The sequence below is a fragment of the Verrucomicrobiia bacterium genome (assembly GCA_019634625.1).
Classification (GTDB): domain Bacteria; phylum Verrucomicrobiota; class Verrucomicrobiia; order Limisphaerales; family CAIMTB01; genus CAIMTB01.
The window spans coordinates 24,671-48,690 of sequence record JAHCBA010000034.1; the positions used below are offsets into that span (position 1 = coordinate 24,671).

The 24,020-nt window shown below is 67.5% G+C and carries 18 protein-coding genes; all 18 read right to left on the bottom strand.

Annotated features, from left to right (window positions below):
• Positions 1-35: 35 nt before the first annotated feature.
• A complete protein-coding gene (locus tag KF833_17800) occupies positions 36-512 on the bottom strand; it encodes a hypothetical protein (GenBank protein MBX3747164.1) in 477 nt (158 codons plus the stop codon).
• Positions 509-1,753 (bottom strand): choice-of-anchor M domain-containing protein, encoded by a 1,245-nt coding sequence (locus tag KF833_17805; protein MBX3747165.1) that lies wholly within the window; start codon positions 1,751-1,753, stop codon positions 509-511. The genes KF833_17800 and KF833_17805 overlap by 4 nt, the downstream gene beginning before the upstream one ends.
• Positions 1,750-2,586, bottom strand: a complete 837-nt coding sequence (locus KF833_17810; GenBank protein ID MBX3747166.1) for a metal ABC transporter permease — start codon at positions 2,584-2,586, stop codon at positions 1,750-1,752. The genes KF833_17805 and KF833_17810 overlap by 4 nt, the downstream gene beginning before the upstream one ends.
• On the bottom strand, positions 2,583-3,536 hold the full coding sequence (locus KF833_17815) for an ABC transporter ATP-binding protein (GenBank protein ID MBX3747167.1): 954 nt from the start codon (positions 3,534-3,536) through the stop codon (positions 2,583-2,585). The genes KF833_17810 and KF833_17815 overlap by 4 nt, the downstream gene beginning before the upstream one ends.
• Positions 3,533-4,630 (bottom strand): zinc ABC transporter substrate-binding protein, encoded by a 1,098-nt coding sequence (locus KF833_17820; GenBank protein ID MBX3747168.1) that lies wholly within the window; start codon positions 4,628-4,630, stop codon positions 3,533-3,535. Before KF833_17820 ends, KF833_17815 begins: the two co-directional genes overlap by 4 nt.
• A 73-nt stretch (positions 4,631-4,703) precedes the next feature.
• Positions 4,704-5,426, bottom strand: a complete 723-nt coding sequence (locus tag KF833_17825; protein ID MBX3747169.1) for a DUF1559 domain-containing protein — start codon at positions 5,424-5,426, stop codon at positions 4,704-4,706.
• A gap of 190 nt (positions 5,427-5,616) precedes the next feature.
• Complete coding sequence (locus KF833_17830; GenBank protein ID MBX3747170.1) at positions 5,617-5,928, bottom strand: hypothetical protein; 312 nt, start codon at positions 5,926-5,928, stop codon at positions 5,617-5,619.
• 94 nt (positions 5,929-6,022) lie between these two features.
• Positions 6,023-6,169, bottom strand: a complete 147-nt coding sequence (locus tag KF833_17835; GenBank protein MBX3747171.1) for a hypothetical protein — start codon at positions 6,167-6,169, stop codon at positions 6,023-6,025.
• A gap of 35 nt (positions 6,170-6,204) precedes the next feature.
• Entirely contained in the window at positions 6,205-6,627 is a 423-nt protein-coding gene (locus KF833_17840; GenBank protein ID MBX3747172.1) for a type II toxin-antitoxin system VapC family toxin, read from the bottom strand.
• Entirely contained in the window at positions 6,611-6,853 is a 243-nt protein-coding gene (locus KF833_17845; protein ID MBX3747173.1) for an AbrB/MazE/SpoVT family DNA-binding domain-containing protein, read from the bottom strand. Before KF833_17845 ends, KF833_17840 begins: the two co-directional genes overlap by 17 nt.
• Positions 6,854-6,868: 15 nt before the next feature.
• Entirely contained in the window at positions 6,869-9,967 is a 3,099-nt protein-coding gene (locus tag KF833_17850; GenBank protein ID MBX3747174.1) for an efflux RND transporter permease subunit, read from the bottom strand.
• Positions 9,964-11,154, bottom strand: a complete 1,191-nt coding sequence (locus KF833_17855) for an efflux RND transporter periplasmic adaptor subunit (GenBank protein MBX3747175.1) — start codon at positions 11,152-11,154, stop codon at positions 9,964-9,966. Before KF833_17855 ends, KF833_17850 begins: the two co-directional genes overlap by 4 nt.
• A gap of 521 nt (positions 11,155-11,675) precedes the next feature.
• Positions 11,676-12,941 (bottom strand): ATP-binding protein, encoded by a 1,266-nt coding sequence (locus KF833_17860; GenBank protein ID MBX3747176.1) that lies wholly within the window; start codon positions 12,939-12,941, stop codon positions 11,676-11,678.
• A gap of 206 nt (positions 12,942-13,147) precedes the next feature.
• Entirely contained in the window at positions 13,148-15,799 is a 2,652-nt protein-coding gene (locus KF833_17865; protein ID MBX3747177.1) for an ankyrin repeat domain-containing protein, read from the bottom strand.
• Positions 15,800-16,357: 558 nt separating this feature from the next.
• Positions 16,358-19,519 (bottom strand): hypothetical protein, encoded by a 3,162-nt coding sequence (locus tag KF833_17870; protein ID MBX3747178.1) that lies wholly within the window; start codon positions 19,517-19,519, stop codon positions 16,358-16,360.
• An 886-nt stretch (positions 19,520-20,405) separates the two neighbouring features.
• Entirely contained in the window at positions 20,406-21,866 is a 1,461-nt protein-coding gene (locus KF833_17875) for a HipA N-terminal domain-containing protein (protein MBX3747179.1), read from the bottom strand.
• Between the two features lie 40 nt (positions 21,867-21,906).
• Entirely contained in the window at positions 21,907-22,632 is a 726-nt protein-coding gene (locus KF833_17880; GenBank protein MBX3747180.1) for a single-stranded DNA-binding protein, read from the bottom strand.
• A 448-nt stretch (positions 22,633-23,080) separates the two neighbouring features.
• Positions 23,081-23,845 (bottom strand): 3-oxoacyl-ACP reductase FabG, encoded by a 765-nt coding sequence (locus KF833_17885; GenBank protein ID MBX3747181.1) that lies wholly within the window; start codon positions 23,843-23,845, stop codon positions 23,081-23,083.
• Positions 23,846-24,020: the final 175 nt, after the last annotated feature.

Consider the following 24,020-nt stretch of genomic DNA (forward strand, 5'->3'; position numbering starts at 1 on the left):
CGCCGGCGCCCTGGACCGGCGGGGAAATCGAACGGTCATCGTTCCGGATATTCGAACCGCACATCCGAGAACCTCTGACCCCGGATCTCAATGGCTGGCACCGTGGCGGTGAACCGCTCGAGGCCCTTCAGCCATTCCGCCTCCGCCCGGAACTGCGAGGTGTTGCCCGCCGTCTCCCCGGTCGCGTCGTTCGCCACCGGAACCAGTGACAATGCGTGGACCTCGCTCCCTGCCTGTACGGTCAGATCCAGGTTGGCCCAGGGAACCCGCACGAAATGTTCGGCATGCGCATCCATCACCCAGACGCCAAGCACGCCCGCCTCCCGGTCGTGGAGGACATCGAGATGAAACTGGTGATCGCCCAGTTCGACGGCCACCCCGCCGCGCGGTGACGCATGCCGATGCCCGCCGCCCGAAGGATGGTGGTGGTGGTGGGACTCCCCGCACCCGGGACCGATCAGGAGGGCGAGCGCGGCGAACAGCAGACTGTTGAGGATTCGATTCATAATCATGGTTTCAGTTGGTACCGGACACGGTACAGGGTCGCCCCCCCCTCCGTCAGCGGAACAACGCCGGGCCATCGAAGGGTGACTTTCGCCCCCTCCGGTCCGGGAACCGGCTCGGAAACCTCGGGTGCCGCTCCGACCGGGCCCCATGCCCCTCCCACAAAGGGACTCCTCAGCAACTCGATCTCCAGGTCGCTCCGATCCGCCAGCACCTCCACTCCCACCCACACGCGGACTCCCCCTTCCCCGTGCTCCAACTGGATCCAGGGCTGACCCGTGTCGGGGGCGTCCGCCCGGGTTGGATCCGTCCCCAGGGCGTACTCCTCGAGATTGCGACGTCCATCGGCGTCAGGGTCCGCGTCGGGCCCGATGACTTCCGGATTCGTCGTTGCCGGCCAGTGACGGGCCTGCCAGAGGGCGAACGCACCCGGCTCCGGCTCGGGCTCCGGCACCGGCTCGACGTGAAACACGAAGGTAGTGGGCAGGCTTTCCAACGGCGTTGCCATGCCTTGACCCGGCCCGGAGGCGTGGAAGGTCACCCGATAGACCCCGTTCGAGGTGAATCCCCAGTTCGCGTGCGAATGGCTCCCCACCGCCAGCGGAAACCGATCCCCGGGGTCCAGCCCATCCCGCGAGTTCATGAAGAACTCGAAGGTCCCGAACCCGGATTGCCACAGGAAGAAATGGCCGGGCCCCTCGATGCCGACCAGACGCACCGCCAGTGGCCCCGCGAAGACACCGGTCGGGTTGCCTTCCGCAGAGAACCCGAGAAACGGCAGATCGGGCTCCTGCGCCTGCGGCAACACCCACAGGGCCTCGCCCATCTGGCCAAGCGGCGGAAAGTCCATGGGCAGTTCCAGCCGCCCGGTCTCACCCACCACCAGGATCACGTCCCCCGCTGCGTACTCACGCCGGGCATCGCCATCCGCGATCACCAACTCCAGAGGCGGCGTCCGGTCCGCGTGGTACGCCACCCGAAGATCCAGATGCCCCGACGTCAACCGCACCGGTTCCTCCCCGCTCACCCCTCCCCAGGCCAGTGCCCCGGAAAGCAAAAACCCCGCGATCCCCGCTCCGCGACGACCGGCATTCCACCTTCGCCACGCGGGATTGGGCGGACTGCCACGCCCCGAGGCGCTGCAGTCCGCCGTCTTCACACCACCCACCCTCCGCTGGCAACGTCGCCAGTCGGAAACCGGTTCCGGCACCCGTGCGCTCACGCTGATCCGACCTTCGTCCCGCTTCATGCTCCACCTCCGCCTTCGATGCGCGCCATCAGCCACCGTCCGCCCCAGGCCAGCCACAGCATGGCCGCCAGCAACGCCACGATGACCTGTCCCGGCGGATAGTCCCACGCGTGCGCCAGCACCAACCCCGGGACCAGGGCCAGTCCGCACACCGCGGGGGCCAGCAGGAAAAGGGTCGAGGCCCGGCGACACCACTGCCGCGCCACCAAGGCCGGCAACGTCAGGCACCCGAAGGTGAACAGCAGCCCCGAGGTGTGAATCGACAGCCCGGTCACCAATCCCAGCGCCGTGGCAATGGCCAGCGACCAGACCGCGATCGGGATGCCCACCGCCGCCGCCATCACCGGGTCCCCGAGATACAACACCAGCCGGGCCCGCAGCACCAAAAGGGTGACCATCGACGCCGCGGCGAGCAGTCCATAGAGCAGGGCATCTCCCGGCGTGGCCCCGATCAGGCTCGAAGCGAGCAACGCCTGCACCTGCTTCATCCCCAGCGCCTGGTGCGCCAGCAGCAGAATGGTCAGACTGGACGCCACCAGGAACACCCATGCCGCCGTTTCCTCGCGCCGATGCGCATCCCGCGCCCGGCTCCCCGCGGTCAGAAGCGCCGCCCCCACGCTGAACCCCACCGCCAGCACCCACGGCGGTCCCCAACCGGACGCCAGACTCACCGCCACGCCCAGCATCGAGGCCTGGGCCACCGCCACCGCCAGAAACACCTGCCCCTGCGCCACCACCAGCACCCCCACCGATGCCAGCAGCAACCCCGAGAACACCGCCGTCAGGTAGGTGTCCCGGAACATGCCCCACGTCTCGATGAAGGTTTCGATCATGCGACCCCCGCGGCCACCAGGTGAAGTTCTCCCACAGCGTCCCGACGCACCGCCACCGGCACGCCAAAGGTCCGCGACAAATGCGCCTCGGTCAGCACCGAGGCCTGGGGCCCGCACTGGCATTGGCCCCTCCGAAACAACGCCGCATGGGTGGCGTGCCGCGCGGCAATCGACAGATCATGGGTCACGAACACGATCGTGATCCCCTTCTCCCGGTTCAATCCGGTCAACGTCCGCAACAGGCTCGAGGCCGCCGCCAGATCGAGTCCCGCCGTCGGTTCGTCCACCACCAGCAACAGCGGATCCCGCACCAGCGCCCGCGCAATCAGCGCCCGTTGTCGCTGCCCCCCGGACAACGTCCAGAGACTCCGCTCCCGCAGCAGGGGAATCCCCATCAACTCGAGCGACTGCCGCAGCCGCGCCCGGCGCCGTGCCCGGTCCAGCCTCAACCCCACGAACCCCCCGGATACGAATTCCTCCACCGTCGTCGGCAGCGACGGGTTCAGTTCCGTCTCCTGCGGCACAAACGCCAGCCGGGTCCGCTTCTGAAAATCCGGCCGCAGCGCGATGCGGCCCCGCTGCGGCTGGATCGCCCCCAGCAAGGCCTTGATCAAGGTGGTCTTCCCCTCGCCGTTCGGTCCCAGGAATGCCCAGAACTCCCCGGCCCGGATCTCCAGCGTGACATCCCGCAACACCGTCGTCCGCCCGTACCCCAGCGTCACCTGCTCCGCCACGACGATGGGGGGCTCGCCGGCCGTTCCGCCCGCCTCCGCCACCTCCGGCTGGCGGTCTTCCCGTTCCCCCGACCCCACAGCCTCCCCCGTCCCTTGCCCGGTGCGGTCTCCGTTCACTCCCCTGCCCGGCGCACCCGGTCGCAGCGCGGACAGGATCTCGTCCCGCCCGTGCAGCACCCGCCCTGTTCCCCCGACCGGGTCCGGCTCCAGACTCATCGCGACGGTCCTCCCGGGTCCGCTCCGCCGAGGCCGCCCAGGCCGCCCAGCAGTTGCTCGAAGTTGTGCCGCAGCATGGCCTCGTAGGTTTCCGTCCCCGGACGCCCACCCGTCTGGTGGGCCATCGGCAGAATCCGGGCCCCGGTGCGCCCCGCCACAAACCGGGCATGCCGCGCCTCGAAGTAAGGGGCCGACAGAATCAACCCGACGCCGTCCCGCTGCATCTCCGTGACCACCCGACGCAGATGCCGGGTGCTGGGCGGAACGCCCGGGCTGGGTTCGAGATAGACCAGCACCTCGATCCCGCAGCGCCTCGCGAAGTAGGGCCAGAGATCGTGATCTCCGACCACCTTGCGGCCGCGGAAAGGCACCAGCCGCCCGAGCCACCCCTCCAGCCCGTGCCGCGCCCGGAACGCCTCCGCCTCGGCCACCGTGCCCAGTCCGGCAAACTCCCGCACCAACGTCTCCAGATCGTCCTCCCGTGCGCACTTCTCACCCACCCACGCCACCGCAATCCGCTGCCGGAACGCCTCGTGCCGCTCCCGAAACTCCGCCGCCCACGCCGGGCGCAACGCCGTCAGCCGGTCCCGAATCGCAGCCGCCACCCGCAATCCCTCGAGGGGATCGAGCAGGTAATGGGGATTCCCGTCCTCATGAAAACTGCCCGGCACGGGCGCCCCTTCCCCGCCTTCCAGCGCTTCCACCCCCACGCCCGCATTGAGATTCCCAGGGCCGCCCGGCTTCACCGCCTCGTTCCTGACCCGCCGCATCAACCGTTCGAGCCAGGCGTTCTCCAGCCCCAACCCCACCTGCACGAAGAGTTCGGCGCGGTCCAATGCCACCGCCAGCCCGGGCTTCAACTCGATCTCATGCGGATCCTCCGGGCCGGCACTGAAGGACATCACGTCCACCCGTGCGCCACCCACCTCCCGCACCAGACCCTCGAGATCCGGAGTCGAGACGCATACCGGCACCGGCCCCACAGGCCTGTCCGCGGCGACGGCCCGAACACCGCCCCACCCGGCAAGACACGCGAGGATCGTCGCCGAAAGCAGACTCCCCCATCGACCCATCAGGACGTTCAGAGCATTCATCGATACACTTCCTCCAACCCGCCAGGCACACGCCAGGCAGAGACAAGGGTTCAATCCGTTGCTTGAGGGTTGACTACTGCGGCGGTCGCGCCGGGTTGTCCCCGGCATCGATCCGCGCCTTGAAACGCAGGGCCTGAATGACCTCCACATGCGCATCCACGAAGAGATAGTTCGCCGATCCGCGCGTGTGATCGGGCGATGCCCCGCCCACCCGGTGCAGATCCGGTGCGATGTCGCTCACCACCCCGGGCCAGTTGCCCCGCCCGTTCTTCACCCAGTTCCGCGAATGAGTGTGGTCGGAATACACGCTCGGACTCAGGTCGACCGAACAGGCGAAGACACTGTGCGTCCGCGAAGGAAACCGCAGGCTGTCGATCCGCCGGAACGATTCCACCAGATTCCCAAACGGGTCGATCGCGTCCACCGCGGTGTACTCGTTGAGGATGTAGCTCGAGGCGTGGTTCGCCAACCGCACCCGGCCCTTCGGATCCGCCGGAGAAATCCGCACCTCGTCCGCGTTCCCCAGATACGGCCGCAGGGTGACGATCCACGAACGGTTGGTGTCGGTGGTGCCGTGCGTGGTCGTCGGCAGCCACCCGTCGTGGTCGTCCGCGTACATCAACAGGGCCAGCCCGATCTGCCGGAGATTCGAGGCGCAACCCGCCTGGCGCGCCTTCGACTTGGCCGACGCCAGCGCCGGCAGCAGCAGGCTCGCCAGCACCGCCACAATGGCAATCACGACCAGCAGCTCAATCAGCGTGAACCCCCGCGACCCGCGCGCCCTTCCGATCTGGATGCAATGCTTCACTTCGTTTCTCCCGGGACCTGTGGGTTCCCCCGGATGCGTTCCGGAGGGGATGGTTGGACCGCCCTTCCTGGGGAAGGGCACCGTACCGCGGGTCGTTCGAAGAGGACGCAGGACACGTCCCGCCCGCGGCGCCAGGGGACCGACCCAGGACCGCCCGAATTCGGGTCGGTCCGGGGTCCTACACGGGAGGAGCGCGACCGGGAAGCGGCGGGCAGTCGGTGGCGATCAGAACCGCGGTCACCCCCTGCTCGGGCAGATCCCGAACCCCGGCCACCCGGATGAACTCCGGCATCGGCGCGGCCGTCGGGTCCACCTTGCCTTGCGCGAAGGCGACCACCACACAGTCCGGCTGATCGCAACCATGCCCGGCGTGCCACAGGTGATGCACCGCCGGCACCACCCCGGCGAAGGTGAGCAGCATCACGACGACCAGCAGCCCGGCCCCGATCAGGGACCGCCGCAGACTGTGTCGCTGGAGGGTGCCGCCCATTTGCAATTCGTTTGCAGTTTAGGAATCCGGGGCCAGCCGGCAATGGTTTTCGTGGTCGGGTCGCTGTGATTTCTGCCGCACATGTTCCCACCCCTCAGGGAACCGCCATGAAACCTTCCCAGTGCGGCGGCTTGAGCACTTCCAGCCGATCCGCCGCCCGAACTGAATTGCCGTACTCGATCTCAGCATCGGCGTTGGCGCGGAGCACCGTCTCGTCGATCGGCGGGGTGTGCTGCCGCATCTGTCGCCCCGCTCCTGGGTCGTCATGGGCGGGATTCAGGGCTCGCCGGCGGCTGGATTCATGGCTTTCAAGCCAGGCCGCGTGTAGTCCGCGATATTGCGCGTGGCAATGATCAGGTCGTGCCGTCGCGCCGTGGCGGCGATAAAGCTGTCGGGCATGGGCATGGGACAGCCTTTCCGGCTGAACTCCGCCTCCTGTCGCCCCCACACGGTCGCAACGCTGGTATTGAAGTTCAGAATTCGATCTTCCATCGCCTCCACCAGACGGTTCAGCCAGGCCTGAAGGGCGCGTTTCCTGGACCCTTCGGAGAGAAGAGCGATGCCCGTCTGCAACTCTCCAATGACATGGCTGCTGGTGTAGATGGCGTCGGCGTGGGCCTCCAACCAGGTGAGCACCCTGGCGTCGGGATGCGGCTTGGTCCGTTCGCTCAGAATGTCCGTATCAACGAGCCAGTTCATGTTTCGGGCGGTACATCTGGCGTCGGCGCTGCGGAAGTTCCAGTGAATGCGGGCACTCCATGTAGATGCCGAACCAATCGCCGCCGTCCTTCACCTTCCGCAGGGTCAGGACCTGGGTTTCCGGATTGTCCTCGACCACGAAATGGTCACCCGCTTGCAGATGGCAGCGCTCGCGGACCGACTGCGGAATCACGATCTGGCCGCGGCTCGAAAGCGTCGTCGTCACCCCAGTAAGCAATACTTACCGGTCCAACCGCGTCAATCGGCAAACCGGCCCGGGGCTCAGAACGGCACCATGAACCAGCGAATAGACCGCGGGAACCAGCACCAGGGTGATCACCGTGGATCCCATCAGCCCCCCGATGACCGCCCGGGCCAGCGGCGCCTGGGCGTCCGCTCCCTCCCCGACCCCGAGGGCCAGAGGCAGCAGGCCCAGGGCGGTGGTCAGGGTGGTCATCAGGATCGGCCGCAACCGGCGGCGCCCCGCCTCCCTGACCGCATCGGACACGGGCATGCCCTCACGACAAAGCCGGCTGGCCTGGTCCACCAGGAGAATCGCGTTGTTCACCGTGATTCCCGCAAGCATCACGCAGCCGATTCCCGATTGCAGATTGAAGGTGGTCTGGGTGAGCAGCAGGGTGAGCACCACCCCGACCGCAGCCATCGGCGCCGCCACCATCACGATGAGCGGGTCGCGCAGCGACTCATACTGGCACGCCAGCACCATGAACACCAAAGCCAGCGCGAGACCAATGGCCAGGGTGAAATCCCGGCGCGCGGCCTGCTGCTCCTCGTAGGCGCCCGCCAGCCGGAACAGGTAGCCCGAAGGCCTCGGGATCGTGTCCAGCGCCGCCAGAATGTCGCGCGCCACGTCGCCCAACGGTCGATCGCCCAAATTGACCCGGACCGTCACCAGCCGCTGCTGGTCCCGGCGTTCAATCTCGGTGGGCGCCCGGCTGTACAGGTCGGTCACCACGTTGCGCAGGGCCACCAGATCTCCGGTGGGCGTCCGCAAGGTCAGGTCGAGCACCTGGTCCATGGACAAACTCTGCGCATCGGCGAGTTGAACGAGGATGCGATAGGCCTGCCCTTCGGTCCGATACTCACCCGCCTGGGATCCCGCAATCGCGGTCTGCAAGGCCTCAGACACGTCCCGCGCGCTGAGCCCGAGGTTCGCCGCCTTGTCCCGGTCCACCCGCAACTCCCGCTGCGGCACCCCCTCATCGAACCCCAGGTCCACATCGGCCACCCCAGGAATCGGGGCCACCACTTCCGCCGCCCGCTGCGCCAGCGCGCGCAGCGTGTCGAGTTCATAGCCGCGCACTTCAATCTCGATCCCGGACTCGCCACCCCCAAGAAGGCGGTTCAGCAGAAACTGCCCCTCCCGGGCCCGCACCCGCACCTCCATCCCCGGAATCCGATCCCCCAGCACCTCGCGCAAATGGGCGGCAATCTCCGTATTGGAACGCTGCCGTTGCGTCGCCGGGCCCAGGGACAAATCCATCTCCACGGTTCCGGGAGCGACTTCGACGACGTTTGCCCGCATCTCGGGCACCGCCTTGACCACCAGTGCCTCCATCCCCCGGGCGACCTCGTCCACCAGGTCCAGGCGCGTGCCGACCTCCATCTCCCCGTCGATCCGCACTTCCCCTTCATCGCTCGGCGGCATCAGTTCGGTCCCAATCTGCCGGCCCGCCACCACGCTACCTGCCAGGAGCGCCGCGGCAGCCAGCACGGTGACGGCCCGCCGGTGGACCGCCGCGCCCACGATCGCTGCATATCCCTCCTCAAGGCGCTGGAAGGCCCGCTCCGCCCCGCCGCCCAGTCGTGACCTCAGGGTGGCCTCCCCCTGGCCACGCACGGCACCGCGACCGGCCAGCAATCGGGCCGCCAGCATGGGGACCAAACTCAGCGACACGCCCAGCGAGCAGACCAGCGAGAACGACACCACGTACGCCATCTCACGGAACAACTGCCCCGAGACGCCCTGGATAAAGACCACCGGCAGGAAGATCACCAGCGTGGTCAACGTGCTGGCGACAATCGCCGCCGCCACCTCGCCCGCCCCCCGGGAAGCGGCTGCCGCGGGCGCCTCGGTCCCGCTCGAGTGGCGCCGGAAGATGTTCTCCAGCACCACAATCGAACTGTCCACCATCATCCCCACCCCCAGGGCCAGACCCCCCAGCGACATCAGGTTCAGCGAGAAGCCCGAGAAGTACAGCAACGCGAACGTGGCCACGACCGAGATCGGGATGGACAGCGATATCACCAGCGTGCTCCGCCAGTCCCGCAGAAAGAACAGGAGCACCAGCACCGACAGCACGCCTCCGTACAGCACCGATCGCGCCACGTTGGCAATCGAGCGTTCGATGAAATTCCCTGAGTTCGACACAGCCAGGATTTCCAGCTGCGGGTAGTCGGCGTTGACCCGTTCGATCTCCTCCAGAATCGCCCGCGACACCTCGACCGTGTTGGCCTCCGCCTGCTTCCGAATCCCCACCCGCAGACCGCGTCGTCCGTTGACCCGGTCGATCTCCGTGGGCCGCTCGTAGGTGTCCAGCACGGTCGCGACCTGCCCAAGGGCCACCGGATCGCCATCCCGAATCGCGATCACCGTGTTCCGGATCTCGTCCACATCCCGGAAGTGCGCCGGAGCCCGCAGCGCCAGTTCGTGGCGGCCTTCCTCGATCCGCCCGGAAGGACGGTCCAGGTTGGCGTCGCGCAACGCCTGCAGGACCTGGTTCAAGGGCAGGCCCAGGGCCTCCAGCCGGATGGGATCCAGTTCCACGCGGATCTCCCGGTTGAATCCCCCAAATAGATCCACCTGGGCCACGCCGGGAATCCGGGCAAACCGGTACCGGATCTGCCGGTTGATCAGTTCGGTCATCTCGACCGGATCCATCCCGCTCGATATCCCCAGAATGACCACCGGGAAACCCTGGATGTCGAACTTCCCCACCCACGGCCGCCTCACATCCTCCGGCAGTTCGTTCAGTTCATCCTCGATCTTCGACTGCACCTCCAGCGCCGCCGCGTCAACGTCCTTCCCCCAGGCGAACTGGATCCGCAGATTGCTCCGCCCCTCCATGGACCTTGACTCGATCCGCTCGACCCCGGGCACGGTGGCCACGATCTCCTCCAACATCTGCGTCACCTGGGCCTCGACCACCTCGGGACTGGCCCCGTCGTACCCGGTGCGCACACTGACCGTGGGGAGTTCGATGCTCGGCAACAGGTCCACCTTGAGATGGCTCAACGCCGACAACCCCAGCGCCGTCACGATCAGCATCACCATGCTGGTGAACACGGGCCGGCCGACGCTGAAGGCGGGCAGGCTCATGGGGCCTCCGGTACCACAACGTCCTCCGGCACCACCCGTACCCGCGAACCGTCGTCGATCAGGTGCTGTCCCAGCGTCACCACCGGACCGGATGGCGTCGGTCCCCGCCATTCGATCCAGCCGTCCGCCTCAAGTCCCGTCCGGGCAGGCTGCCAGGCCACCCGGTCACCCGGCTCCACCACGACAAAGATCCCCTCCCGCCCGTCACGCCGGGCCAGCGCCCGGGATGGCACAGCCAGCACGTCTTCCACCCCGTCCAGCACCAGGGTAACCCGCACGAACATCCCCGGCTTGAGCCTTTGATCAGGATTGGAAAGGGCCACTTCGACCCGCGCCTGGCGACTCGTGGCCCGGAATACCGGCGCCACCCGCTCGATCCGCCCGACGAAGACCTCACCCGGAAAGGCGTCGGTCTCCACCCTCGCCTCCAGCCCGGCCTGCAGTCGGCTGTAATCCCGCTCCACCACCGAGATCACCGCGAGGATCGGATCGAGCTGCACAATCAGGAACAGCGGCTCGTTGGCCGACACGGTCTGCCCTTCGTCCACATACCGCTCGGCGACGCGCCGCTCCCTGTCCCCCTCGCTCCAATCCGCGGTCACCCGCGTGTATCCATGCCGGATGCGGGCGGACTCGAGCACGGCGGCCGCCCGCCGGATCTGCGCCTCGGCCACCTGCACCTGGGATTCCTTCTGCATGAGGTCGGCACGCGCGACGTCATGCTCGGCATCCGAGGCGATGCCGCGTTCGCGAAGCAGTTCGATCCGGCCATTCTCCCGGCGCGAGATCTCCAGGGCATTCGCCGCCTGGCTGCGGTTGGCCTCGGCCACCGCCAGTTCCGCTTCCGCCTGTCGTTCGTCCTGGGCGAACTCCGCCGCATCCAGGAGGGCGACCACCTGGTTGCGACTTACCGGGTCCGCCAAATCGACCGTCAGCCGTTCGATGCGGCCACCCACCTTCGGCGCCACCACCACCTTGTCCGCCGCTTCCAACGCGCCGCTGAAGGTTCTCCGCAGTTCCAGCGACCTCCTCACGGCCGGTTCCGCCCGAATCGCCGCCACGCGTTCCTCCTCCCGGGTTCCCCCGCCGCTCCTGCCCCCACCTCCCGACGGCGAACATCCCATCGCCAGGACCATCCACCAGGCCAGCACGCCCACCGCCCATCCAATGCAACGGGGCACTGTCACTCAGTCCAGTCCTCCAGATGGGGCGAACCGTTCATGCCGATGCCCCGGAGTCTAAGCGGATGCCCACGCCTCAAGCAATCGCAGGCTGACGCGTCGGGATGCCCACAGACCTTTGGGGCCTCGACACCGGGTGGGCCCGGAATAGTCTGCATCGCATGCTCGCGAACCGGCTCGACCCACCCCCGCCGCGCCGCCGCATCTCCCGCCCCACGCTCCTCCTGGTCATGAAGCCGTCTGGCAGCCCAAGCCTGTTCCCTACTGGCGCCCGGATTCGGATCGCGAAGTCCCCGACGACGAAACGCGCCGCAACGTCGAAGCGGCCCGACTGCCCTTCGCCGAGATCATGACCGAACTCTTTGGCATCCCGATCTGCGATGGGGAATTCGGCGGACTGCTGAATGGCACCATGATCGAGGTGGAGGCAGCGGGACCATGGATGCGAGGAGCACCTTCACGCGCCCTCTATATCGCCCCACGCGAAGGCAGTTGTCAGGGATATGTAAAGATTCGCCCAGCCGATCTCAGGCATCGATCGCGCTCGCATCGCAGACTTCGAATCGCACGCTTGCGTGCCGGGCGCTCAGGGAACATCGAGACCATTTGGCTTGAAGTTGGTGCAGTACCTGCGCCCGTTCCGCGGCGGTCAGGCGCCTCCACTTGATCTCGGCCACCAGTAGCCGCCGATCATCCTCCGGGTCCTGCGCGACCAGGTCCAATTCCACGTCCCTCTCCCAGAATCTCTGGGCTCCGGCAATGCGTCCCCGGCACCAGTCCTCGAATACCGTCGCGGCGTGATCGCGGACAAGTTTCCGCCTCTCGGGCTTGGTGTAGCCGTGCCACCGGGTCCGGTGTGGCGAGTAAACCCGGAACCAAAACCGCAATGCCGGGTCGGCGATGCGGTACAGGGTTCGTTTCGACGTTCGCACGCTCTGCCCGAACGGCAGTTCCCGCTTTAGCAGCGATGCATCGAGCAGTTGCGTGAGCAGGCGGGACAGGTTGGTTTGCGCGGTTCCCAGCCGTGCGGCGATCTCCGAGGGACGCTCGGCTCCGCGCCCGACCGCCTCCAGCACCGAATTGGCGTTAAGGCCGCTGACGCCCTCGTCGCGCAGAAGCCGTTGGGGCTCCTGTTCCATGTAGGGCGCAAAGTCGAAGTACAGCGTATGGGCAAGCGTCACGGGATCCTGCCCCGGCTCCAGGAATTCCCAGTACCTGGGAATGCCGCCCAGGCAGGAGAACATCTCGAACGAATCCATCTCGCGGCGGCGGAGATCACAGGCGTCGCAGAAGGACGCGTAGTCCATCGGCTGGAGCTGAAGGAGCTTCCGCGCGCGGCCGTACAGGGGGGCGGACCGATGCAGGAAGAGGTCGTGCATCATGTGGGTGCTCGATCCCGCCAGGATCATGAGGCAGCCCGCCGGCAGCGAGTGATCGAGCCACCGCTGCAACTGGCTTGGCAACGACGGGTCCACGGCCGCGAGGTATGGGAACTCGTCCAGGCACAGCGTCCACGGGCGCGCTTGCAGCGTTAGAGTTTCGAGAAGTTCCGGCCAGGTCCGAGGAACGAGCTGGGTTGCGAGCCGCGGTTGGAGGTCGGCGAACACCTGTTGGATCTGCTGGTCCCGCTGCGCTTCGATGGCCTGGCTGTACAGCCCCCCTCGACCGTCCAGCCAGTGCCGCAGCAGCCGCGTCTTGCCGATGCGTCGTCGCCCGTAAACCACCAGCAGGCCCCCGTGTTTCGCCGCCAGATCCAGCTCGCGAAGCTCCGCCGCCCGATCGACAAACGCCATGCGCATCCGCCCAGCTTCGTCATCCTGATGATGTTTGCCAGACATTATGCTTGCGACGCATCGTTTGTCGGATCCTGGCCGGCGGCAGATCTTCCCGGGGGGGGAAATCCGCAGCGGATCGCGATGATCGGCCAGGGCATGGCGTTCCCGAGTCTCCGAGGAGAGGCCCGTCGCCAATTACCGTTCGCTCGATTCCGGGTGCGGAATTACTCGGGCTTCGCCGGCACCTCGATCCGGTCGTCGTCCAGGAGCCAGAACCGCTTCGCCGCGTCGTCGTTCTGCACGTCGAGGGTCCATGCCTGTCCGGTGCCCCCGCGGGTGACGCGGACGCGGGTAAGATCCGAGGAGGCTCGGAGACGCTCGGAATCCCGAAGCACCTGCACGAGATAACAGGAATGGATTTCGCCAGGCGGTGGACCAAAACGAACAAAGCCAGTGCCAATTTCCCCTGCGCCAACTCGAATTGCCAGCCCTTCGTTTGAGATAGGCAGATGGGCCGGATGAAGCACGAGATCGACGGACTCTCCGTGGAGGCTTAAGACGACCGTGCGTACGGTGCAGCGGAGAAGGGACTTGCGAGCCGCATCGGGGAGGCCCGGCCAACCGGCTGCCGCAGGGCGATCGAGGAACTGCGGGATCTCGATCGTATCGCCCCACTCGAGGGCGAGGTTCCATGCGCAGTCGGCGCGATCGAACCAGTCCGGGGCAACAGGGACGACGAACTCGTGCGAACCGTCCTGGGCCCAGCGATGGACTCGGAGTTGATCCAGGGCAGGCCAACCTCGGATCGAATCCACGCCGCCGACGCTGCTGGAAAACAACAGGGTCAGCATATCGCCCAGGGAAGGTGCAGGCTGGTCCTCCGAGGGCCGCCGCCGGAACTGCACCAGGTCGTCTCCTCGCCGGAAGGATACGTAGGGACGCCGCGCCACATCGTCGCGGGCCCCGGCCTTCCTCAGCAATTTCTCCACGGCCTCGAGGGCGGCGAGTGGGGGGGCGGACTGGGGGCCCGGACGCCGCCAGACCCGTTGGCTCAATCCGCCACCCCCCAGCCTGCGAATTGGGGGCTTGGAATGCGATTGTCTCAGCAAGGATTGAACCAGGCTGAGGGGTGTCTCGTCGTCCCGGTTCAAACGATTCGGGTCCGCCCCCGCGTCGAGGAGCATCCGCACCCGATTCGTCTCGCCCTGCTGCCAGACATGTTCGACAGCCAAGTGCAGGGCCGTCCTGCCGTTCGCGTTGGTCGCGCCAAGATCGGAGCCGGCTGCCAGCAATTGCTCCAAGGCTCGAGGCGAAGTGCGGGAAACCGTGGACAACCAGAGAGGGCTTCCGTCGGCTCCGACCGCGTTCGGAGACGCGCCGGCGCGTATCAAGGGCGCGATCAACGCGTCGTGATGGGCCTTCGCCAGCACTTCGACCAGGAGCCCGTTGAGGTTCTCGGGGCCGAGTTGCTCGGAAGGCGTGAGCCGCAGGAGTTCCTCGAACCAATCGGGTTCCAGGGACCGGTTCGCCCCGATCAGCCGGGTCAGATCGCCCACATCGAGCGTCGCCCCCAGGCGGATCAACGTCCTGGCGGCGTCCCGTTGGTCGGCCTTCAGCGCTGCCGTCAGAGGCTTCTGATCGCCGTCGGGTCCGCCACTCCGTACGATATGGGATAGGTCCGCCCCGGCCTGGGCGAGACGCTCGATCAGGTTGGTGTTTCCGCGGTCGATGGCGGCGAGGAGGGAGGCGGCGCCGGGTTCGTTCCGTGGATCCGCGCCGTGCGACAGGAGCGTATCGAGGACTGCGGGCACCTCGTTTCGGATGGCCATGGAGAGAGGCGTGAAACCACGTCCGTCGGCGCGGTGCGGATCCGCACCGGCGTTCAGCAGAGCCTCGACGATCGCCTTGTGGCCTTCACTCGCCGCGGCGTGAAGCGCCGTGAAGCCCGTCGGCTGGGATGGGGAAGTCCGATGCACGTCGGCGCCCCAATCCAGGAGGGCCCGCACCACTCCCAGACGTCCTTCGGCGGCAGCGGCGACCAGGGGCAATCGGCCCTCCGAGTCGGGGACGTTCAGGCGATCGGGACTTTGGTCGAGCATGGCCCGCAATCGGGCGATCTCGCGTTGCTCGACGTCGAGCGGCGTGGGGGTGACGGGGATCGGCGTCGCGGCGGTGTCGGCGAGGGCCTTCAGCGTCTCCAGGTGGGACCGCTGTGCGTTCAACAGGCTCTGGACACGTTCGTCGAGTTGGGTTTCGACGTGCTTGAGCGCGCGCGAATGGAAGACGTGCTCGGGATGATTCTGTCCGAATTGCCCACTCACCCCGGCCAAACGACGGGAGATCGACATCCGCTCGCTCTCGAGTTCCGCGAGAAGCCGGTCGGGGAACCACTGCTGGATCAGGATCAACGCCTCGGGACTCGTCGTGGGCAGGGCATCGAACCGTTCCAACCGACGTTGCAGCAGCCGCAGTTCGCGCTCCGTGGCGGCGAGGTCCGGGATCGGCGTCGTGGGCGTGTCGGCTCGTTCCGCAACCGAATGCCCGAGCCCGGCAAGGTTCTCTTCGCTCAGCCGGCCCAGGTCGGACTCGCCAGGGAAATCGCGGAGGAGCCGCTGGTACTGGGCCACGGCGTCGTTGGTGCGACCGAGCTTGCGGTAGCACTCGCCCAGACGGAACACGGCGGTGGCGGCGAGCGCCCGCTGGGCGTCCACCTGGGCGACCACCGCCTCGTAATCGCGGATCGCCGACACCAGGTCCCGGCGTCCTTCCTCGGCCAGGAGTGCGGATTGAAACAGGCGGTCGATGGATTCCGCGGCCCGGACGGCGGGCGAGGCGCAGAGCGACAGCGAAACAATGGCAACGAGGAGCGCTTTCACGCGCCCTCTTTATCGCCCCGCGCGACGGCAGTTGTCAGGGATTTGTAAAGATTCGCGGATTCGGGCTCGGGAACCGATCGGGCTCGCGTCGCAAACGTCGAAGCGCTCCCCGCGGTGCCGGGCGCTCAGGGAACATCGGGACCATTGGGCTTCGAGTTGGCGAAGCGCCTGCGCCCATTGGGCTTCGATGGCCTGGGTGCACAGACCGGGTCGCCTTCCCGATCGGAGCGCGGTTCGGCGAGCCATACCAGGCCCTCTCCGTAACTCGATGTGAACGGCGAGGTGATCGAATTCATCAGTTACGAGGGGAGTTTTTCGGCCGTGAATGGCCAGGCCGCCGGATTGTTCTCCAGGGACATCGGCGTCCTTCAGACCGAGGCGACGCCCCCGGGCAGTTCCCTCGGCCTGATCGGGGAGGGCGTGGCGTTCGCCAGTGCTGGCGACGCATGCGCCGGCGGTGCTTCCGGCAATTCGATTGCAGGCCAGGGGTTCGGGTCCAGCCAGCTTTGGTTTTCGTGGCCGGCTTGCTGTGATTTCTGCCGCACATGTTCCCACCCCTCAGGGAACCGTTCGGAATGTCCCGTCCAGGCCCCAAAGGAAGTGCCAGGCGTCGCCATCGATGCTTCGAAGGACGACGATCCCGCGCACGTTGTCCGCGGCGAGTTCGGCGAGGAGATCCGGATCAACGTCCGGTTCCAGCCAGGGATCGAAGAGGAAATCCTCCGAGAAGTTGTGATGCCCCGGACGATAGGTCTGGGAGAACCCGCCCCGCAGCCGGATCGGCCGCGTGGTGAAGCCTTCGAGTGTGGTCTCGACCCATGCCAGCAGCGGCGCGGTGTATCCGGCGGTGGGGCCCTTGGGGTGTGGCGGCCAGTAGAACGTGGTCGTGACGCGGCGCCCCCCCCACGCCATGTGCCGTTCCTGCCTCAGACTTTCCGAATCGACCCTCCGGATCGGGACCAGCGAGACGGTCTCCTCCTGCACCGGCTCCATCGTGATGGTGCCGTCCGGTCCGAAGTTCGGCCGGTTCCGTGCCGTGGCGTAGCGCGCGCCGAGTTCCAGGCGCAGATCGTCCAGAATGGCGATCGGCCCGGCCTCCGGCAGGGCGAACCGATCGAGGTTCACCCGCAGAAAGCGCGTCTCGTCCCCGGAGGTCCAGGCATCCTCCGTCCGGTTCCCCATGCGTTCGAACCGATGGCCCGGAAGATTCGTGATGGAACCGGAGAGACGCTGCTCCTCGGTGCCTTCGATCCACATCCCGTCGATGTGGCCGAACAGGGTCTCGTCGGGATGTCCCGCCCCGATCCGGGTATGGCGCACCGGGAGGGTCCAGTACGACTTCAGGCGATGCAGGGAATACACGTTGGCAAACTCGCCCTGAAGCACGCCCCAACGATTGGTCGTGTTCAGCAGCCAGTCGGTGGGCGCCACGCCGGACGGCGGCAGGGGAATCGGGCGGATCTGCTTCACGCTCAGTACGCCGTCCGGGGCGATCTTCTTGTATTCGAAATCGAGGATCCAGCGGGAGCGCCCGGGTGTCCCCGCTTCCCACCGCTGGCTTGCCGCATTGAGCAACCCGTACAGCGCCTCGTATTCCGACGGCCAGCCGAGGACCGTTCCACCCAGGGGCACCAGGCTGGACCGGCTTTCCACCATCAGCGTCGGATCCAGGAACGATGCCCATTGCGACACCTTCACCACTTCGGGCACCGCGGTGTTGTCGGGGTTGCTGACCGAGACGGCGCCAGCCTGGGTCACCAGGGTCGCCTCGATGATCCTCTGCCCGCCCGATCGCTGGATCGACAGTGTGCCGACCCCGTTCGCCAGTTCGATCTCGTCCGGAGTCGAGTAATGCACCAGCACCGCCATCCCGACGTCCGCCTCGTTCACGCCGTGGCGCAGGCGTTCGAGCACGGCATTGTCGTTGTAGAAGCTCGCAAAGACCCGGCGCAGGGCGCGGAACACGCCGCGTTCGTTGTTCTCCGCGGGATTGCAGTGACTCGGTCCCTGCGTGTCCCCGTCGAGGTCGTCCGCCAGGCACCCGCTGTAACTGTCGTAGAGCCCCGCCCCCGTGAAGTGCTCGCTGTCCTCGACGTTGGTGGAACTGCGGAAGCGGATGCGGCGATGGGTGTCGAAGCCGGCGTCCTGAAGGATCCCGAGGATGGCCTCCTTCTGCCCGTCGCTGAAGTCGGTGCGGTTGCGAAACAGTTCCCGGAGCTGTGCCAGGGTGGTCTGCAAGGCCGCCATGTCGGGCGGCCATTGCAGTCCGTCCAGGGCGTCCTCCACCGTCTCGCGAAGGGTTCGCCCGTCCGGCCGGACCTGTCCCAGGTACCCGTCCCAAAGGTCGAAGGTGAACGCCATGACCGGCTCGGGGGAATGATCCGGGATGGCCTGTCGCAGGATGCCGAGATTGGCGGCCTTCCCCCCCACGAAGCGGATGTCGGCCGGGCCCAATCCATCCACGCCGAGGTGGAGCGCCCCGGCGGACTCGATGGGCGCCACGTCGAGTTGGGGCGGGTCCTTGAGAGCCAGCAGTTCCCCGCGCATCCCGGGATCCAGCGGACTGCCCAGGACCGTCACACTGACCTCGCATCCCAGGAATTGCTCGATGGCCCGCACCAGCACATCGCGCCCGTCCCACGACCTCAATTCCGTCTCCGCCTCGTCCCCTTCCAGGTGGACGAAAGGTATCCCCGACGCCCGGGACAGCAGGGCGACATGCGAGTTGGGCGTGGCCGGGCTCAACGACACGATCCCCGCCATCGGCGGCACCTCGGCGGGCACCGCGTCGGTCAGGAGAACGTCACGCGGCCCGATCCGCCCCTGCCGGTAGGCGTCGGCAATCTCGACGCCCGGCACGAACACCAGCCGCCCAAGGGTCCAGCCCGGCGCGTAGCAGTCGTCCCCGCTCATCCAACGTCCTGCGGACCCGATGGGAATCCCCTCGCTCTCGAACCAGTCCCGGTTCGCACGCGCCACATCGGCCTGCTCGAAGGTCGGCAGATAAAACGCGCCCATGCCGGAAGGAGCCACCACCATCGCGCGCACGGTGTGGAACCACTCCGCCACCCGCTCCCTCGGGTAGGGATCATGCCCGACCAACTGGATGGCGATCTCATTCAAGCCGGGCGTCGGTGCGAACAGCACGGCGCCCAAGACCGCCCGCTGTCCCGCAATCCGAAGCGTGACCGCATCGAACTCGCTCCGGGTCATGTCCGTGAACCCCGGCAGCCGCGCCACCGCGAAGTCGTAGTGGAACAGGTACCGGCCGCTGTCCTGGAAGTACACCCGGTGGGGATCGTCGAGCAGGATGGCGAACTTGATCCATCGCGGTTCCGGCCTCAACCGGGGCACGGGTTCGGACTGGAACGGATCGTTCCCTCCGCCGGACACCACGTTCTTCCAGTCATCGCCTTCCCCGCGCGGCCGGGCCAGTGCCCGGTAGAAGGCCGCGGGCGCGGCGCCGAAGGTCAGATCCGCGATGTCCTCGAACGGCCCGTGCACCCGCAACCATTCCGTCCAGGATCCCAGGTCCGGGGCCGCTTCGACCACCACCACATCCCCGGCCGCGGCCTCCGCCGACAATCGCGGCACCCCCGAGGGGTCGCGGTCGATGGAAAGCCGCGTTGCCGCACCTGCGGAAGGCGGGATGGACGCACCCGTTCCCAGGACGAGGGCCAGCAGGAATGGAACAACAGCGCGAAGGGCAGGACGTCGCATGATCGACGAAGGAGGCACGCACCGGCCCAACCGTCAATTGTGGGGAGCTTCGAGGGCTCGACACCCGGTGGGCCCGGAATAGTCTCCATCGCATGCTCGCGAACCGGCTCGACCCATCCCCGCCGTGCCGCCGCATCTCCCGCCCCACGCTCCTCCTGGTCATCGCCCTGTCTCTGGCGCTGAACTTCTTCCTGGGCGCCCGACTGATGCGCGGAGGGTCTTCTCCGCCTCAGCCCCCCCTGGCCGACGCCAGCCGCGCTCCCAACCAGACCCCCGATTCTTCGACCCCGGTCCCCTTCTCCTTCACGCGCCAGCCCTTGGAACGGGCCGTCCCCAACGCGGGTGGCGGCCAACCGCCTCCATTCCTTTGGGCGGACATCGAATCCGACCACTATCCCACCTACATCGCCAACCTGCGGGCCATCGGCTGCCCCGAAACGTTGATCCAGGACCTGGTGGCCGCCGATCTCGCCCAGGTCCAGCGCCGACGTTTTGAAGCCGTCTGGCAGCCCAAACCTGTTCCCTACTGGCGCCCGGATTCGGATCGCGAAGTCCCCGACGACGAAACGCGCCGCAACGTCGAAGCGGCCCGACTGCCCTTCGCCGAGATCATGACCGAACTCTTTGACATCCCGATCTGCGATCGGGAATTCGGCGGACTGCTGAATGGCACCATGATCGAGGTGGAGGAGAATCTCATGTTCCTGGAGCCACACCGCCGGGAGGAGGTCCTCGACCGATTGAGTCTCTCCGGACACCTCGCCCGCGAATACGTCATCGCCGCACCCGATGCCAGTCCGGACGACTTCAGCGATGTCCTTCCCGAGCGGCACCGTCAGTTGACCACCTGGCTCACCCCGGAGGAGGCCGCGGAGTACGAGCTTCGTCACGGGGTCAACGCGATGGGGCTCCGGTTCCGGTTGGGCGGCTTCGAGCCGACTCCGGACGAGTTTGTCGCCCTGCTCCGGGCTTGGGAGGCCGCCCCTCCCCTCCAGGCCGGTCCCTCCCGGGGTTCCCCCACCGAACAGGCCGCTCGAATGGCCCAATGGGTGTCCGGCGTCCTGGGCCCATCCAGGGCCGCCGAGTTCGAACGTCGCCAATCTCCCACAGGCTTCCGAGCACCATGACTCCCCAAGACATGAACCGCGAAAGGCAGGCCGAGGGAACCCTCCCGTTCCGGGACGGACTGAACCTTGGGAATGCCGTGCTGCTGGTCAGCGTCCTGGCGAATGTCGTCCTCGGACTCCTGCTCGGGTACCGCGCCGCCATATCCGAACCCGTCCCTCCCGCGAATCCTCCCGCCGCCATCGGGACCCCCCGCATGCCCGTCCCTGCGGCGCGCGTCCGTGTTGAGCCATCGCCTTCCGGCCCGGCCCAGGTTCCGACCCCGTGGGCCGCCATCGAGTCGGACGATCCGGCCACCTTTCTCGCCCGGCTCCAGGCCACGGGATGCCCCCCGTCCATCCAGCGGGACCTGGTCACCCGGCGGGTCGCCCGGCAGTACCGGGAGGGGACCTTCGAGATCGAGCATCAGTTGGCGAAGCTGACGCCGTGGTGGCTTCCCGGCACCACCACCATGGGTTCCGCCGAACGCCAGGCCCTGCGCCGCCAGCGGATGCTCCTGCGCTGGGAGTGGGAGGAAACCCTCGAAAGCCTGTTCGGAGAACCCGCCTACTGGACTCGCTTCCGGGTCATCGGCCGCAATCCGGACCTGGTTCCCGACGGCCTGTCGCCGGACGAACGGCTGCGCCTCGCCCGCGTCTTTCGCGAATTCAACACGCGACGCAACGAACTCAACGAAAGCCATCCGCCCCAGTTCATGGCTGGGCCGGTTTCCCCCGCCCTCCAGGAAGCCTGGGACGCGTGGCGGACCGAACGCGAGGCGGCCATCGCCGCGGCGCTGTCCCCGGCCGGTTACCTGGAATACCAAATGCGCCATTCCCGCGAGGCCCGGTACGTTCACCGAAACCTGCCCGACGCCACGTCCGAGGACGAGTTCCGGGGATGGGTTCTGCGGACCCTCGAGAGCGGCATGCTCCCGGCCCCGACGCCGACGACGCTTGCCGACCGGTACGGAATCAGCACGGCGGCGGACGACCCTTCCTCCACAGGGGCCCAGTGACGCTCCCCCGACGTAGGGGAAAATGGAGGGACCCCATTCCGGAAGCCTGCGGTTCCACCCCACATCCGCTTCATACACCCGGTCACTCAGAGGCATCATCAGCGGCGACAGCTCGATTCCGCTGCGGGCAAACTCCGCATCGTACTGAAACGCCGCCACGTCGCGCCCTTCCTCGAGGGACACTGCGCCAATCGTGCGCCCCCAGAGCTGGACCCTCGCAGTCATGCCGGCTCACCCCACGTCCATGGCTTTGGTTCAGCCGCCCTCATGGCTCCGCTTCCAGCCCCCAAACCCCCGCCTCCACCAACCCCCGGGTCGCCGCCGCCGCCCAACCCCGGTTCGCTGCCGGACTGGCCGGACTCGGGTGCAGTATCCGTGCGATCCGAACCGGCATTCCCTCCAGCGCCTCGGCGGCGCGGTCCGCCGCGAACCCGCCCACACCCACCACCCACGCCGCTCCGGTCCCCTCGACCACCTCCCTCAAGTGCGCGTCACACGCCGCCCACAAAGGTGCTGTCTCACGTACGGGCAGCTTGTCCGGTGTCAGGTTCGCCCCCGACGCGGCCACAAACAGCAGCGGGCAGTAGTTCACCACGAAGTGCCCGGCAAAGAACGCATCAGCCGTCCCATACCGCTCCGCAAACAGCCCCCACAACCGCCGTCCGCTCACCTCGCTCCGCCGGCACGCAAAGCCCTCGACCGCCCGCTTCGGATGCGTCCCGTCGGGCGCCCTGACCTCACCGCCCAAGCCCATCCAATCCCGCACGGCCGCCACTTCCCCGAAGGGAACTCCGGTCTGTGCCATGCCGAACGGTCCGGGATTCATCCCGAGGAAGATCACGCGCCGGGGGCCGTCTCCGAACCGCCCGGCGTAGGCGCGATGGATTTCCCAGGCGTAATCGAGCGGCCTGTAAACCCAGGCCACCGGCTCTCCGAAGGCCAGCCCGCGCGTGGCCTCGCGCAACCGCTCCGCCGCCCGAACAACCGGCATGCCGGCACCATGCCGCGTCGCGGCGCCCGTCGATCCCTGGAGCCCCTTCACCACCGCCTCCCTTCCCCGCACCTCCCGGGCCCGCCCGCCCGCAGCCACCCGATCACCCGGGCCGCGTCGCCTGGGTCCAGTTCCAGTGTCGGAACGTCCCCGGCCGGCAGCACAGCCGCCCCAGGAACCGTCCCCGCCGTCCCGATCCACCCTCCGATGCGCCCCATACGCCCTTCATCCCGCGCGAATCCCGGACCCGTTGTCAATCCGACGCAACGTCCGCCACCGCGTCCCGGCCGCCCCGGGGACCTACGCAAGGCTTGGCTGGGCCTCGAAAACGGCGAGACCCTCCGAGCACGACGCGCCAATTCACCTCCAAATCACCGCAAACGGTGTGCATATGCACGTCGTTTCCGTCCATTTGGGGGGCCAGGGCGCGGCAGGGAGCAGGGCCCCGTCACTGCGCGATCCAGCCCCCATCCACCACCAGATCGGTCCCCGTGATGAACCCCGCCTCGGGCCGGCACAGGAACACCACCAGCCCGCCGATGTCCCGCGGATCCCCCCAGCGCCCCAGCGGAATCCGTTCGAGGAACTGCCGGTTCAATTCCGGGTTGTCCAGCAGCGGCCGGTTCATCTCGGTGGCGAACGGTCCCGGACTCAGTGCGTTGACCGTGATGCCCTGCGGCGCCAGCTCCAGCGCCAGCGCCCGTGTCAGGCCCAGGATCGCCGACTTGCTCGCCGCGTAGGCCGTGCGACCCGGCAACGCCACGTGCGCCATCGTCGAGCCGAGATTCACAATCCGACCGTACCCGCGCCCGCTCATCAACGGCACCACTTCCCGGCACATCAGAAACGTCGCCGTGAGGTTGATGTCCAGCACCCCGCGCCACTCCTCCAGCGTGAACTCGACCAGCGGCTTCCGCAGGTTCACCCCCGCGTTGTTCACCAGGATGTCCACCCCGCCAAAGCGCGTCCGCACCCGCCCGGCCACCTCACGCACAAACGGTTCCCGGGTCAGATCCCCGGCAATCTCCAGCCCGATCCCGCCCGTCTCCTGGATCTCGGCGTGCACCCGGGCCAGCCCTTCCGCGGTCCGCGCCACCAGTGCCACCCGCGCCCCCGCCCGCGCCAGGGCCAGCGCGATCTCCCGCCCGAAGCCCCGGCTCGCTCCCGTCACCACCGCCACCCGCCCCTCCAGCGGGGCCGTCGTCGTGCTCATGGAGGAAGCCTATCCGGCTCGGGAGAAAACCGGAAGCCGTGTCCCCGGTTCCGATACGCGCCTCCCTCACTCCTCGTCCTGCCCGAAAATCTGCGGCGCCATCGCTTTCCTCCTGACTGCATGGATACGGCTAAAAGCCTGTCTGAAAACTGGGAGGGGCCCTTCCAGTTTTCAG

Bases quoted from the DNA above. Each gene is read 5' to 3' on its own strand.
- KF833_17800 (MBX3747164.1), bottom strand. From the start codon at position 512: ATGATTATGAATCGAATCCTCAACAGTCTGCTGTTCGCCGCGCTCGCC.
- KF833_17805 (MBX3747165.1), bottom strand. From the start codon at position 1,753: ATGAAGCGGGACGAAGGTCGGATCAGCGTGAGCGCACGGGTGCCGGAA.
- KF833_17810 (MBX3747166.1), bottom strand. From the start codon at position 2,586: ATGATCGAAACCTTCATCGAGACGTGGGGCATGTTCCGGGACACCTAC.
- KF833_17815 (MBX3747167.1), bottom strand. From the start codon at position 3,536: ATGAGTCTGGAGCCGGACCCGGTCGGGGGAACAGGGCGGGTGCTGCAC.
- KF833_17820 (MBX3747168.1), bottom strand. From the start codon at position 4,630: ATGAATGCTCTGAACGTCCTGATGGGTCGATGGGGGAGTCTGCTTTCG.
- KF833_17830 (MBX3747170.1), bottom strand. From the start codon at position 5,928: ATGGGCGGCACCCTCCAGCGACACAGTCTGCGGCGGTCCCTGATCGGG.
- KF833_17835 (MBX3747171.1), bottom strand. From the start codon at position 6,169: ATGCGGCAGCACACCCCGCCGATCGACGAGACGGTGCTCCGCGCCAAC.
- KF833_17840 (MBX3747172.1), bottom strand. From the start codon at position 6,627: ATGAACTGGCTCGTTGATACGGACATTCTGAGCGAACGGACCAAGCCG.
- KF833_17850 (MBX3747174.1), bottom strand. From the start codon at position 9,967: ATGAGCCTGCCCGCCTTCAGCGTCGGCCGGCCCGTGTTCACCAGCATG.
- KF833_17860 (MBX3747176.1), bottom strand. From the start codon at position 12,941: ATGGCGTTTGTCGATCGGGCGGCGGAGCTTCGCGAGCTGGATCTGGCG.
- KF833_17870 (MBX3747178.1), bottom strand. From the start codon at position 19,519: ATGCGACGTCCTGCCCTTCGCGCTGTTGTTCCATTCCTGCTGGCCCTC.
- KF833_17875 (MBX3747179.1), bottom strand. From the start codon at position 21,866: ATGACTGCGAGGGTCCAGCTCTGGGGGCGCACGATTGGCGCAGTGTCC.
- KF833_17880 (MBX3747180.1), bottom strand. From the start codon at position 22,632: ATGCCGGTTGTTCGGGCGGCGGAGCGGTTGCGCGAGGCCACGCGCGGG.
- KF833_17885 (MBX3747181.1), bottom strand. From the start codon at position 23,845: ATGAGCACGACGACGGCCCCGCTGGAGGGGCGGGTGGCGGTGGTGACG.